Raw genomic sequence first — 13,775 nt, forward strand, 5'->3', positions numbered from 1 at the left:
CCAAATACGGCGCTACTTCCGAAACGGGAAGTCGGCCAGACAACAGCGAGCCCTAATGTCGATTGCTAATTCCATCCGCGCGCAGATCCCGCCGATCCATCCCGAGGGCTATCCATTCATTGGCGGCTTCGCGCTCGTCAGCCTGATCCTGTTCTGGATCTGGACACCGCTGGGCTGGATCGGCTCGCTTTTGACCGTCTGGTGCGCGCTGTTCTTCCGCGATCCCGTCCGCGTCACACCGGTGCGCGACGGCATCGTGGTGGCGCCGGCCGACGGTCGCGTCTCCATGGTCGCGCAGGTGCTGCCCCCGGCCGAACTCGGCCTCGGCGACCGGCCGCTGCCGCGCATTTCGATCTTCATGAGTGTGTTCAACTGCCACGTGAACCGCAGCCCGGTGGCGGGCCGCATCGATCGCATCGCCTACCGGCCCGGCGCCTTCATCAACGCCGAGCTCGACAAGGCCAGCGAAGACAATGAGCGCAATTCGCTGGTCATCTCGACGACGAACGGACGGATCGGCGTGGTCCAGATCGCCGGCCTGGTGGCGCGGCGGATTGTCTCATTTGTGCGGGAAGGCCAGTCGATCGGCGCCGGCGAGCGGTTCGGCCTGATCCGTTTCGGCTCGCGTCTGGACGTTTATTTGCCCGAAGGCACGCGATCGCTGGTTTCCGAGGGCCAGACGGCCGTGGCCGGCGAGACGATTTTGGCCGATTTCGGGTCGAGCGAGCAGGGGCGGACGTTTCGGGCTGATTAACCACCCTCTGGCCGCCTAAAGGCTAGGCCGCCGCCAATGGTGAACCGGACCGGCGCTTGCTATATAATGGCAAGCCATGACCCCATTTGATCCCAAATACCCTGAACTGCGCCGCCGCCGGTTTCGCCCGATCCCGGTGCGGATGCTGGTGCCCAACGTCATCACCTTGCTCGCGATCTGCGCCGGGCTGACGGCGATCCGCCTGTCGATCGAAGGGCGGATGGAGCTCGCGGTCGCCGCCATCGTATTCGCGGCCGTGCTCGACGGGGTCGATGGCCGTGTTGCGCGCATGATCAAGGGCCAGTCGAAATTCGGCGCCGAACTCGACAGCCTTGCGGATTTCGTCAATTTCGGCGTCGCGCCCGGCCTGATGCTGTACTTCTGGCAGCTGCAGGAATTGAACAATGGCGGCTGGATCGCGGCGATGGTGTTTGCGATCGCGGGCGGCCTGCGGCTGGCGCGTTTCAACGCGAGCATCGACGATCCGAACAAGCCTGCCTTTGCGGCGAATTATTTCACCGGCGTGCCGGCGCCGGCCGGCGCCATCCTTGCGATGCTGCCGTTCTATCTGTCGTTTCTCGGCGTCCCGAAGCCGCCGGCGATGCTGACCGCGGGCTATATACTTCTTATCGCGTTCCTGATGGTGTCGCGGCTGCCGGTCTTTTCCGGCAAGACGGTGCGGATGCGGGTGCCGCCGGAAATGGTGCTGCCGGTCTTCGTTTCGGTGGTGTTCTTCGTCGCCCTGCTGATCGGCTATCCTTGGCACATCCTGTCGATCGGCTCGGTGCTCTATCTTCTGAGCCTGCCCTGGGGGTGGAAGTCCTATCGCGATCATGAGCGCAAGGCGACCGCGGCGCAGCCGTCGGTAGCGACGGAGGCCGCCGGACCGTCAACACCGTCGCCGGCCTTTGCGCCGGCTCCCAGCGACCCTGAGGACGAGCGGCCGGCGCGGCTGAACTGAGCGCGCCCGCCGCCCGGCGGCACGCCGCTCAGGCGGTAAACCCGGCTAATCGCTCAATGAACCAGTACGCAGCCATGATCCCGATCGCATAGGTCGTCGCCAGCCTTGCGTGGCGTTTGACGAAAACCGGAAACTTGATCCATTTGGTCAGTCGCAAGGCGCCCAGAACCGCCGCAATAAAGATCAGTTGTCCGACTTCAACGCCGACATTGAAGGCAAACAACGCAAGCGGAATATCCCCCTGGGGCAAGCCAATCTCCGTCAGCGCGCCGGCAAAGCCAAATCCGTGCAAGAGGCCAAACGAGAAGGCGACGAGCCACGGCCATTGCGCGGTCAGGCTTGGCTGCCCCCGGTCCGATCGGATGATCTCACAGGCGAGGAGCAGAATGCTCAGCGCGATCGTTGCCTCGACCGGCGGTCCGGGGACGTGCACCACGCCCAGCGTTGCAAGGCTTAGGGTGATGGAATGAGCGATGGTGAAGGCAGTGACCGTGATCAGAAGGACGCGGCCGCGGCGCACGATCAGGATCAGGGCCAGCACGAACAACAAATGGTCGTAGCCGAGCAGGATGTGCTCGATGCCGTGCATCAGATAGGCGAAGGCAACCTCCAGCGAGCTGCGCGAGGTTGCGATCTCGATCCACGGTTTTGACGGACGCACCAAGGTGGTGGAATAGGTCCCATCGAGCAACTGCACGCGCACCAGCGCGTCGGTGATTGTTGCCTGCAGCCCGACGATTTCGATGCGCGCGCCGGTGAGCCCCTTGTCCAGTTCGACCAACCTGCGTTCGATCAGCGAATCCGAAAGTTCGCGCAGTGTCGGCTCGGTGACGTTGCGCGCTGTCTCCGGCAATCGGAGCGCTACCGGAAGCCGCATGCCGGATAACAGCGGGGTGCGCCAGACGATCTGATATCGGTGCGGCGCTATCTCGGTCACTTCCATATAGGCCGGACGGGACTCGTGTGCGGACGCGGTACTGAAAAGTCCGAACGTCACGAAAAGAATACCGAGAAATGCCGATCGTAAACTCAAGGTTTTCTCCGCCGGCTAATTTGGCAGCTTCTCCGGCAGCACGATCTGATAGCGTGCTCGCATCGTCTCGTAGGCATTTGCCTTCGCCTGAGCGCGCTGGTCAGCGATCCAGCCTGCCTTGATGTCCGACTCGATTTCTTCGAAGGCGGGTACCCTGCTCGGAGCGGAAGAATCGACAAAAATCAGGTGCCATCCGTATCCGGATTCCACCGGTCCCTGCCACGAGCCAGGCTTGGTGCCTACCAGCACTCGAGCAAAATTCAGCCCGAACAGCTTCGCGATATCATCGAAGGACCGATCGCCGTAGTGATCCTGGTACATGAAGGGGTCACCAAGAGCCGCAACGTCCTTCGCTTCGCCCGATTGGTCTGCGACTTTCTCCAGGGCTTTTGCAGCGGCTTCCCGCGTGCGCTCGCCATGTCGATCGGAAGAAAAATAAAGGTGGCGGAAAGAGACGCGCGGCAAGAGGGCAAATCGCTGCTGATTGTCCTTGAACCAGGTCCTTAGCGTATCGGTCGAAGGGTCGTTATCGATTGCAGCACCCTCGGCCAGAAATTCCATTTTCTGCGCCATGCGCCGCTTGACGATCGTGTCATCCTTGTCCAACCCGAGCGCCTTTGCTTCCCGAAACAGCACTTCCTCCCGAACCTTGAGTTCAATGAGGTTCTGCATTTGCTCCGGAGTCGGCGGTGGCCGGCCCTTCGCCAGCCAGGCCACACTTATCTGAACAAGATCGTCCGGCGTCAGGACAATTCGGTTGGATTCGGATGCGGTCTCTGATTTTGGATTCAAGCCGCTGTAGCCAGCAAACAGGGCCAGGCCGATCAGAACAAAATGAACCAAGGGTTCGCGCAACCATCGTCGCAGCGACGATGGCTGAGCCGGCACGGCTGCGTCCGGATTCTTGCCGGGCGCAGCGCCCACATTAGCTTGACGATCCAACGACACCTCACAATCTCTTGCCGGCAATGCCACTTCACAACGGAGGACGCTCGGCTTGACCCGAGCTGAGATTCTCCAGATTTATCGGTGTCGGAACGATCTCATAATTGGCGTAGCCGTACTCATTGCTGCGCGCGCCGAAGTACTTGTCGCCCACCTTATAGACGGTGACCTCATAAGGCAGGTTTCCGAACGCGGTGACGATCTTGCCATCCTTGATTGAATAGGACGAAGGCGAGCCAAGTTCGCCGCTATGCATGACATCGCCGATCTGCCCCGGCTGCGGCAGCGTCCCGTCGACATTGGTGATCAGGCGCCGGCCAGCCGAGCTCCAGATGACCTGGAAGACGCTGCCCGTCACGTTGTTGCGGATCCACGTCGACTTGCCGACGATCAGATCCTTCAGTTGGTCATCATTCAGCGTGGTCGTACCAGACTGCTGTTGCAGGCTGGCGACGGTGGTGCCCGGTTTTGCGGTCACGCGCGCCTGTTCGGTCGGCGTGTACCAGATCGGCGAGGCCCACGCGCGCTCCTGTACCGTGACCGACACGATCTCGGGCGGATTGATCCCGAGATTCTTGGCCTGAATCGTGGTCCACCGCGGCGTCGGGATTTCGAGTGCCCGGGCGTAATAGAATGCGTTGAGACCAGGGTCGAATTCCGGATCGCTCCATACAGCCTTCAGTTCGACCGCGCCGATCGTGTTCTTGTAGGTCGCTTCCTGAATGTTGACGGTGCTGCCGATCGGCGGGACCTTGCCCGTGACCGGATCGGGCGTGCGTTTGCCCGCCCAAACCACATCAAAGACCTTTTCGAAAGATTGGCCGTCCTTGGTCCATCCCTTGACGATTTGAATGCGGTCAAGATTGCCCGATGTTGGGTCCTTCACCGCCCACACCGCAAAGGACGGTGCCTTCTTGTCGGCCGGCATCGACGGCAGGTCGCCTCCCATCGGCACGCCCTGCGCATAGGCGGTGCGGACCCACAGCCGGTCCTTCAGCCAGTCGGGAACGATGTTCCAGATTTCCCTGTTCTTTACGTCCTTTGCGTCCTGGCTGTAATCCCACCCGCCAAAGAAGCGCAATTGGATACGCGGTCCGCTGGTGGCAAAGGTTTCCTTGCGCTGCATGGCATTGAACAGCGCGGCACGGGTGTTCTCCTCGGCCCACAGGCCAGTGAGGCCGGCGGGATTCTCGAGGCGAACGTCGAGGCCAGCGAAGACGTGACCCGACATGCGCTGCTTTTCATCGCCGTCGTTGCGGGCGTGGCCGCCGTAGAAGTTATCCTGACGATAAGGGACGCCGGTATTGTGCGAGTCGGAGCCGCCGACGATGCCGAATTTGTAGGGGTTGTACCCCTTCGAATCCTGCATCGCGATGCCGGTCTTGTAGGCGTCGCGAATGTAGCTGCCCGGGATGGTCGGGAAGCGTCCCGCGGGATCGCCGAGCAGATAGGTCAGCACCTCGAAATTCGCGAACTCATCGTTGGGCGACAGGCTCGGATGCGTCTCCGACTGCCCCTTTATCTGCTTGATCTCGGACAGCTTCTCATTGCGTTCGCGCGACTCGGCCCAGGCCTTGTCGATCGGCCGTCCCTTGAAATCGACCTCTGTCGGGAACATGATTCCGTCGGAGAGGTTGGCGTTGTGCGAGATCGCTAGCAGCTCGCTGCCGGCCTTGCGCTGGACGTCCATCCAGTCCCACAGGTCTTCGGGAGCCGACGAGTCGATGGCGCTGAACGGCAGCTCCGGCACCTTGGCGCAGTCCTTGAAGAAGACGTTGCGGTGCATGTTCCGGTTGTCGGGCGTCGACGTCCATTCATAGGAACAGAACGCCGTAAATTTACCGGGCTTGTTGAAGCGATCCGCAATCGCATTGTTCTCTTTCCAGATGTTGCCGGCGACTTCCGGGCTGATCAATTCCTTGATCGGCTTCTTGTCGACGATCGTGTAGCCGAGCCAAAGATATATTCTCTGAATATCGGCTGGGCTGCGAACCTTCAGCTTCTCTGCGATCGGCAGCTTGCTTAGGGCTGAGCCGGGAGTATTCGCCAGCTTGACCGTCCCGACGTATTCGGAGTGATCGGTCACGCCCATCCAGTCCAGCGGGGTCGTGATCTTGATCGGATAGCCCATTGGGTGTTGGATGATCTGTCCCGTCGCATATTTGTAGGCTTCCTCCGGCCCGGTCTTGGTGTTGCCGAAGATGTAGGCGTCGAACGACCAGCCGGTATGGACGTGGGTCTCCCCGAAATACGCGTTTCGCTCCGGGGTGGTTTGGGCGAGCGCCGGCGATATGAGGGCTGTGGAAGCTGTAAGGGCGAACAATGCAATCCAGTTGCGGCGGTCGAGACGCTTCATATCCGTGCCCTCCGTTCAGCTAATTCATTCCAGATCGACTCCTGGTACGGCCGCCATCCTTCTCTCAGTATTGGGATGGAGAGCCGGCAATCTTGGAATTTGATTCAATTTTGTGCATGACATCGACTCCTCTTCGCAGAAGTTCGATCGGCGCCCCAGCGCTCTCGCTTCAAGCGAGAGGTCGCAACAAAGACAAGCAATTCTCACTGCAGTTTACGCCGCATGGCGTCTGCAGAATCAAAAACGCGCGCTGGAATTAAAGGTTATGGGCTCGTTATCTTTAAGGTGCTTTGAAAGAAACTGACTTCGGCTACCTCCACGGGAGTTACATTAGCACAACCGGAGAATGACGACCAGCGTCTGCGACGGCGGGCTGCGCGGTTTCGCCGGGTACATGCTATCCGACGCCGCAAGCAGTGACGGCCTGGAATACCAGACTGCCGTTTTTCGATGTCGCCAATGATGCCCCGCACCTCCGACCAATTTCATTGATTTAAGTCAAACCGAGCATTTTCTACCTTCGCGAGAACGTCAGAAGATCATGAGGGTCGCTGGATGATTTTTCGTTGTCGCGTGCGTCAGCGCGCGATAGTCTTCTCCCATCGTCTGGCAGTGACGTGTCCTGGTGCACGGAGTATTCGGTGCAAAGTGGCGGGGAGCAGAACGCGGTCGTCAGCGATCTTCGGCGTGCGGCTTTTTCGCCACGCCGCGCTTCAACACATAATCCAATATTTCATTCCGGTAACTGGTGTGCCGCGCTCCGGCAGCGATCGGAGCCGGCGCAGCGTCGAGTAGAGGAGACCAAACCATGAAGCAGTTGTTTCGAGTGTTTGCCGCAGTCACGACCTGCGCTGTGTTGTCATTTCCCCGCCTGGCCGCTGCTCAGACGCCATCCGGAATCCCTCCGGGGCTCATCACACCCGACCGGGTCGAGACCCGGATCGGTACCCTTGAATCCAAGGACGGCGCACCGACTGTGGAAACCGCAGAGAAGGTGCGCGACACGCTGGACTTCACACGCGCCCTGAACGCGTACAACAACAGCTTCCGTGGCGCATCGGCGTATGCCTTGGGCAAGGGTTTCCAGAGCATCGGTGCTGAAGACAACACCCCGATCATCTTCTCCGATTTGATGGACGCAAAGTCGCTGTTTCTCACCGCCAACGCCGACACCATCTACTACATGGCGGTTGTGAACCTGTCGAAAGGCCCAATGGTGTTGGAGCAGCCGCCGATGGGCCTAGGCACCATCAACGACATGTGGTTTTCGTGGATCGTCGACATCGGCTTCCCGGGGCCGGATCGCGGCGAGGGCGGCAAGTACCTCATCCTACCGCCCGGCTACGAAGGGCCGCTGCCCGAAGGCGGTTTCTACATCGCGCGCTCGAAGACCAACCGCGTACTGTACGCAGCGCGATCGTTCCTGACCAACAATGATCCCAAGCCAACCGTTGAACTGATCAAGAAGCATCTCAAGATCTATGCCTACACACCGGGCGGTGTCGGTACGAGCATCGCGACAGCCCTGGAAGGCAAGGTACGGCTCGCCAAGAACCCACCTGCTCCTGAAACCAGGTTCGTCGAGGCCAGCGGCAAGGCGTTCAACACGATTCCGCCCGGCGATTACGGCTTCTTCGAAATGATCAACGAGAACGTTCAGCAGGAGCCCGCGACCAGTTACGACGTAGAACTCTCCGGGCAACTGGCCGCCATCGGCATCGTGAAAGGCAAGCCGTTCAAGCCTGATGCGCGGATGAAGAAGATCCTCACCGACGCTGCCGCCGTTGGCAACGCGACCGGCCGCGTGCTGAACTGGCGCTCCGCCGTGCCTCATCCGGAATGGGCGTACTACCCCGGCTCGATGTGGGCCAGTATGCTGTGGGAAGGCGGCGCCAACTTCGAGACGCCGCCGCCGGAGTTCACCAAAGAGGGCATGTTCAAGCCGCTGCCGCCGACCGGCGCACGGACTCTGGATTCGCGGACCGCGTTCTACTACGGCTACACGCTGGATTCGCCGGGCATGATCATGCGCATTCCCGACGTCGGCTCGCAGTATCTGATGGGTTTTGTCGATTCCGCCAATAACCCCTTCGACGGCGGCAAAACCTACAAGGTGACGCTGCCCAAGAACATCCCCGCGCGGGCGTTCTGGTCCTTTACGCTCTACGACAACCAGACGCGATCGTTGCTCGACACGCCACAGCGCTTCCCGCGCGCCGGCAGCCAGACCTATCCCTCGCCCGCTGCCGAAGCCAGCGCCGACGGCTCGACGACCATCTATTTCGGTCCGACGCAGCCGCAAGAAGTGCCGCGCGGCAACTGGATCCAGACCATGCCCGGCAAGGGCTGGTTCACGATCCTGCGCCTCTACAGCCCGCTCGAGCCGTTCTTCACCAAGGCGTGGCGGCCGAGCGAGATCGAACTTGCTGCCGCCCCGACCGAAACGATCGGGCGTCAGGACAAGCGCTAGGGGTGTTGCAAACAGGCAGGAAGCTTGGTGCGACTGAGCGCCTTCGGCTCATCGGCGGTGTGTTCGATAGACTGCGTCGGCCCACATGGATGGCAGGCCATTCGAGCGCATCAATTGCTCCCGGCTGCCTGCAGAGGTGAGGAAAAGGCGCGGGCGGGCGCCTTGACCGCATAACGTGCGTCATGCGGGTCCGCCAGTCGTTCGTGCCTCGACCAATGGCAGATGCCGGAGTGCCGTCATGTTCATTATATTGACGCTTTACGTGGTCCTGCTGTGGCTCGTTTTCTCGAAGCTCAAGCTGGTGCGGTGGGGATGGGGCTCCGGCACGGTGGCCGTGCTGATCGGCGCGTCTATCCTCGCGGTATTCCTGGCCATGTTCAATTACCTCACTCCCTCGGGAAGCTTTGTCGTCATTTCCCGCGTCGCGGAGATTACCCCCAATGTTTCCGGTCAGGTGGTCGAGATACCGGCCAAGCCGAATGAGCCGGTGAAAGCCGGAAGCGTCCTGTTCCGCATCGATCCGGCACCGTTCCAGTACAAGGTCAGCCAGCTCGAGGCGTCGCTCGCTCAGTCACGGCAGCAAGTCAAACAACTTGCGGCCAACTACGAGCAAGCAACGGCGAACGCTGAAGGACTCGCCAAGCAGCTCGCCTATCACAGGCAGCGGCTTGCGGATTACAGCAAGCTCGCCGGCGAAGGCGCGCAAACCGAGTTTCGTTTGCAAGACACCCAGGTGCAATACGAGACCGTGGAGTATCAGCTCCAGGCGGCCAAGGCCGCGCAGTTGAACGCACAGCTCGCCATGGAATCGGAGGTCGGCGGCGTCAATACGACGGTTGCCCAAATCCAGGCCCAGCTCGACAATGCCAAATGGGAGCTCGACCAAACGACGATCCGTGCGCCCGCGGACGGCACAGTAACGGTGATGGCGCTCGCCGTCGGCGACCGCGCCGTGCAAGCGCGCTCCGTGATGTCGTTCATCGTCGCCGATGAGATCGTCATCGTCGGCATGTTCTCGCCCAACGGATTTAAGACCATCAAGCCCGGCGCCCGGGTGAAGCTCGTGTTCGACGACGACCCCGGCCGCATTCACGACGCGACGATTACCGAGATCCCGCAGGGCGTGGGGCAGGGCCAGATTGCGGTCTCGGGCACGCTGGCCCGGGTGGGCTCGATCAGCGGCGTCAAGGTCTATCCGGCGGCCATTTCCATACCGAAGGACATCGACCGCAGCCAGCTCAGGCTCGGAATGCCGGGCACTGCCACCGTGTTTGCAGAGAACGCCGGCGTCATCGGCCTGATCATGTCGATCCTGGTCTGGATCAGCTCCTACACGGCCTATCTCTAGTCGCCGGTCGGCTCAGGGAAGGTGAGCCGTGCTTCTACAAGCTCGCCTCCACTGGCACCCCTGATTCAATAATTTTAGAGCGCGATCGGGCGCCAAAAGCCTGTTTCCACTTTTGCTGATCGCGCTCTTCTCGGCTATACGGCTTGTGGATGCACGGCTTTCAGGAACAGCCGGCCCGAAAAAGACCAGGAGAGAACGCCGTGAACAAAGCCGTTACCGCCCCGCTGCCTGCTTCCGTCCTCGAGGCGCTGGCGCGCTATGACACGCCGACGATCTGCAATGCGATGGAAATCGTCGCGCCCGAACGCCGCCTGATAGGCTACACCACCAAGCCGCTGGTCTGCCCCTTCCCCGATTTGCCGCCGATGGTAGGTTATGCCCGCACCGTGACGATCCGCTCGGTGCTCAAATCCACCCTTCCGCCCGACGAGCAGTCGAAGCGCCGCATCGCCTATTACGAATATGTCGGCACCGGCTTCGGTCCGCGCATCACCGTGATCCAGGACATCGACGGCGCCGATGCCGGTTACGGCGCGTTCTGGGGTGAGGTGCAGAGCAACGTGCACAAGGCGCTCGGCTGCCTCGGCGTCATCACTGACGGCTCGATCCGCGACATCCCGCAATGGGCGCCGGGTTTTCAGGCGCTGGCCGGTTCGGTCGGGCCGTCGCACGCCTGGGTCCATGCTGAACACTGGGGCGGCGAAGTGCGCGTCGCCGGCATGACGGTACATTCCGACGATCTGATCCACGCCGACCAGCACGGCGCCATCGTGATCCCGACAGATATCGCGGCGCAGATTCCGGAAGCCGCCGAACTCTGCGGCCGGCGCGAGACGCCGATCCTGGAGATCGCGCGCAGCCCGGACTTCACGCTGGAAAAACTGAAAGAGGCGTTGAAGCGTTCGTCCGAGATCCACTGACAAAAAGTCAGGGTTCAACAAACAGGGGGAAAGCGTCATGAAGAGGTTCTGGACCGCGTTGTCATTCTTGATCCTCTTCGGTGCTGCGGCTGCGCAGGCGCAAACCTATCCCTCCCGCCCGATTACGCTGGTGGTGCCTTTCCCGCCGGGCGGGTCGACCGATGCCGCCGCCCGGATCATGGCCGAGCGGATGCGCGCAACGCTTGGGCAGTCCGTCGTGATCGAAAATGTCGGCGGCGCCGGCGGCAGCATTGGTGTCGGGCGCGTCGCCCGCGCCGCGCCGGATGGCTATACCTTCGACATCGGCCAGTGGGACACCCATGTCGGCAGCATCATCTACAAGCTCGACTACGACCTCGAAAAAGATTTTGAGCCGATCGCGCTTGTTTCCAACAATCCCCAGCTCATGGTCGCCAAGAAAGACCTGCCGGCCAACACGCTTGCCGAACTGGTCGCCTGGATGAAGGAAAACCCGGGCAAGATCAATTTCGTCAACCAGAACGCGGCGGCGAACGTCACCGGCGTGATGTTCGAGAACCTGACCAAGCAGAAGGTGCAGTTCATTCCCTATCGCGGCGCAGGCCCTGCGATGACCGATCTGATCTCCGGTACGGTGGATCTGCTGGTGGTGCAGGGCGCGGTGGCGCTGCCGCAAATCCGCGCCGGCAAGATCAAGGCACTCGCCAACCTCTCGGCGACGCGCTCGGCCTCGATGCCTGACATTCCGACCGCGGATGAGACCGGCGTGCCCGGGCTCTATATGTCGGGCTGGTTCGGCTTCTGGGCGCCAAAGGGCACGCCGAAGGATGTCATCGCAAAACTCAACGCCGCGACGGTGGAGGCACTGGCTGATCCGGCGATCCAGAAGCGCTTTACCGAACTGGGCCTCGACGTCGCGCCCCGTGCGCAGCAAACGCCGGAAGGATTGGCCGCCTTTCCAGAAGGCCGAGATCGAAAAATGGTGGCCGATCATCAAGGCCGCAGGCATCGGCGCGCAGGCACAGTGAGCGCCAAACGCTATGGTTAGTGAATCCTTGAGATGAGCGGGTCGCTGACCCGCAATTCTACGACCGCGCTTTAGGCTTAACCTTTACGCCTCTTTAATGGCGCAGTCGTAGGGTGCCTCCTGCGCAGCTCCGGATGAGCCGCGCGACCGTCCAGGACGGCCGGTAGTTCGCGTGTGCGTTCGGAGTGCAGAATGGATATCACCACGCTCGTTGGCCTGGTCGCCGGCATCATCGTCCTGTCGACGCTGATCCTGATGGGCGGTGACTTCCGGATGTTCTACGACATCCATGCCGTCATCATCATCTTCGGCGGCTCGACGGCGGCGACACTGATCCGTTTCCCGCTCAGCGCGATCCTGCACGGCATGCCGCTGGGTGCGAAATTCGCCTTCACGATGAGCCGTCTGTCGGCGCGTGATCTGGTCGACGAACTGGCGCGGATCGCTGAAATCGCCCGCAAGCAGGGTCCGGTCGGCCTGGAAAAGGTCGAGACGGATGAGCCTTTCCTCGCCAAGGGAATCCGCTACGTCGCCGACGGCTACGATCTCGAATTCATCCGCGACAACATGGAGCGCGATCGCGACAATTTCCTGATGCACCTGAACGAGGGCTCGAAGATCTATCGCGCCATCGGCGACTGCGCGCCGGCGTTCGGCATGATCGGCACGCTGCTCGGCATGGTGCAGATGTTCTCGAACATGTCGGACCCTTCGAAACTCGGCCCCTTCATGGCGGTCGCCCTGCTGGCGACGCTTTACGGCGCGCTTGTCGCAAACCTGATCTGTCTGCCGATCGCCGACAAGCTGCATGGCAAGCTGATCGACGAGGAAACCAACCGCACGCTGATCATCGACGGCATCCTGATGATCCGCGACTCCAAGAGCCCGGCGCTGGTGCGTGAAATGCTGCTGGCCTATCTGCCCGAAAAACATCGCCACGAGGAAGGCGAGCTGGTTCCGGCCTGACCGGCCGTCGGCATCCAGGCGCGGACATAAAGCATGGCTAAGAAAAAACGCGAAGAGGCACATGGCGGTCACGGCTGGTTCGTGACCTTTGCGGATCTGATGGCGTTGCTGCTGTCGTTTTTTGTGATGCTGGTGGCGTTCTCCACGCAGGATTCGGCCAAGCTGAAGATCGTCGCGGGTTCGATGCGCGATGCGTTCGGCGTGCAGACCGAATCCCGATATTCGGGATTCGTCGAAGCCGACGGCCTGCCGACGCGGCCGAAGCTGAAGAATGTCGAGCATATTTCGCCCGAGGATTCCTCCAATACGCCTACGCCGGACGATAAGGACCGTCAGCGCGAATCCGGCGCCCGCCTGAAGGTCGATCGCGAGTTCGCGCTCGCTTCGGCCTCATTGCGCCAGGCGCTGCAGGACATGCCGGAACTGACCGAAATGTCCAAGCACATCATCTTCGAAGAGACCAGCCAAGGCCTCAATCTCGAAATCGTCGACCAGGACGGCCGCTCGATGTTCGCCGACGGCTCCAAGGTCCCCTACGACCGCACCCGCCGGCTGATCCAGAAGCTGGCCGTGCCGTTGAAGGCGACACCGCTGCGGGTCAACATTGTCGGCCACACGTCGGCCGGCTTCGTGCCGGCGCGCAGCGAATATGGCGCATTCGATCTGTCGGCGGATCGCGCCAACGTCGTGCGCCAGATCCTCGAACGCGAGGGGCTGCCGCCATCCCACATCTACGCCGTCGGCGGCAGGGCCGACAGCCAGCCATTGTTTCCAGACGATCCGACATTGCCGGCAAACCGTCGCGTCACCATCACATTGATGCGTGAAAATCCGCCGCTTCCGCCAAACCTGAAGCCGTAAGACGACGGAACTACCATAATACCACCTCTCTATTTCGATCTGCTTTGCGTGAGCTCCGCATCGCCTGCGGTGCTATGCTTGTCCGACGATTGACAGGTAGCGCGGAAGCGTCGATAGCCGCCCGGATCAATTCAACGACGAGAACGTTCCTCTCC

The 13,775-nt window shown here is 61.3% G+C and carries 11 protein-coding genes; 8 read left to right on the forward strand and 3 right to left on the reverse strand.

Annotated features, from left to right (window positions below):
* Nucleotides 1-4 precede the first annotated feature (4 nt).
* Nucleotides 5-754: a phosphatidylserine decarboxylase gene (locus V1294_RS18405; protein WP_334504715.1), complete on the forward strand. Its 750-nt coding sequence runs from the start codon at nt 5-7 to the stop codon at nt 752-754.
* Between the two features lie 76 nt (nt 755-830).
* Complete coding sequence (locus tag V1294_RS18410; protein WP_334481556.1) at nt 831-1,715, forward strand: CDP-alcohol phosphatidyltransferase family protein; 885 nt, start codon at nt 831-833, stop codon at nt 1,713-1,715.
* Between the two features lie 28 nt (nt 1,716-1,743).
* Here the strand turns inward: V1294_RS18410 and V1294_RS18415 are convergent, their stop codons facing one another.
* The 3 genes from V1294_RS18415 to V1294_RS18425 are packed head-to-tail and all read right to left on the reverse strand — an operon-like array spanning nt 1,744 to nt 6,049.
* Complete coding sequence (locus V1294_RS18415; RefSeq protein WP_334481555.1) at nt 1,744-2,748, reverse strand: HupE/UreJ family protein; 1,005 nt, start codon at nt 2,746-2,748, stop codon at nt 1,744-1,746.
* Between the two features lie 15 nt (nt 2,749-2,763).
* Nucleotides 2,764-3,690: a peptidylprolyl isomerase gene (locus V1294_RS18420; RefSeq protein ID WP_334499109.1), complete on the reverse strand. Its 927-nt coding sequence runs from the start codon at nt 3,688-3,690 to the stop codon at nt 2,764-2,766.
* Nucleotides 3,691-3,724: 34 nt separating this feature from the next.
* Nucleotides 3,725-6,049, reverse strand: coding sequence for a DUF3604 domain-containing protein (locus tag V1294_RS18425; protein WP_334499111.1), 2,325 nt, complete (start codon nt 6,047-6,049; stop codon nt 3,725-3,727).
* Between the two features lie 808 nt (nt 6,050-6,857).
* On the opposite strand from V1294_RS18425, the gene V1294_RS18430 reads away from it, so the two are divergent.
* From V1294_RS18430 to V1294_RS18455, 6 genes are all read left to right on the forward strand, one after another.
* Nucleotides 6,858-8,519, forward strand: a complete 1,662-nt coding sequence (locus tag V1294_RS18430; RefSeq protein ID WP_334499113.1) for a DUF1254 domain-containing protein — start codon at nt 6,858-6,860, stop codon at nt 8,517-8,519.
* 238 nt (nt 8,520-8,757) lie between these two features.
* Nucleotides 8,758-9,867: an HlyD family secretion protein gene (locus V1294_RS18435; RefSeq protein WP_334499115.1), complete on the forward strand. Its 1,110-nt coding sequence runs from the start codon at nt 8,758-8,760 to the stop codon at nt 9,865-9,867.
* Nucleotides 9,868-10,016: 149 nt separating this feature from the next.
* Nucleotides 10,017-10,787, forward strand: a complete 771-nt coding sequence (locus tag V1294_RS18440; protein ID WP_442895354.1) for an RraA family protein — start codon at nt 10,017-10,019, stop codon at nt 10,785-10,787.
* A 37-nt stretch (nt 10,788-10,824) separates the two neighbouring features.
* Entirely contained in the window at nt 10,825-11,814 is a 990-nt protein-coding gene (locus V1294_RS18445; RefSeq protein ID WP_334499119.1) for a Bug family tripartite tricarboxylate transporter substrate binding protein, read from the forward strand.
* A gap of 171 nt (nt 11,815-11,985) precedes the next feature.
* Entirely contained in the window at nt 11,986-12,759 is a 774-nt protein-coding gene (locus tag V1294_RS18450; RefSeq protein ID WP_108513729.1) for a motility protein A, read from the forward strand.
* A 33-nt stretch (nt 12,760-12,792) separates the two neighbouring features.
* Entirely contained in the window at nt 12,793-13,620 is an 828-nt protein-coding gene (locus tag V1294_RS18455; RefSeq protein ID WP_334499121.1) for an OmpA/MotB family protein, read from the forward strand.
* Nucleotides 13,621-13,775 lie beyond the last annotated feature (155 nt).

The organism is Bradyrhizobium sp. AZCC 1678 (assembly GCF_036924765.1).
In the GTDB taxonomy this organism is placed as follows: Bacteria; Pseudomonadota; Alphaproteobacteria; order Rhizobiales; family Xanthobacteraceae; genus Bradyrhizobium; species Bradyrhizobium algeriense.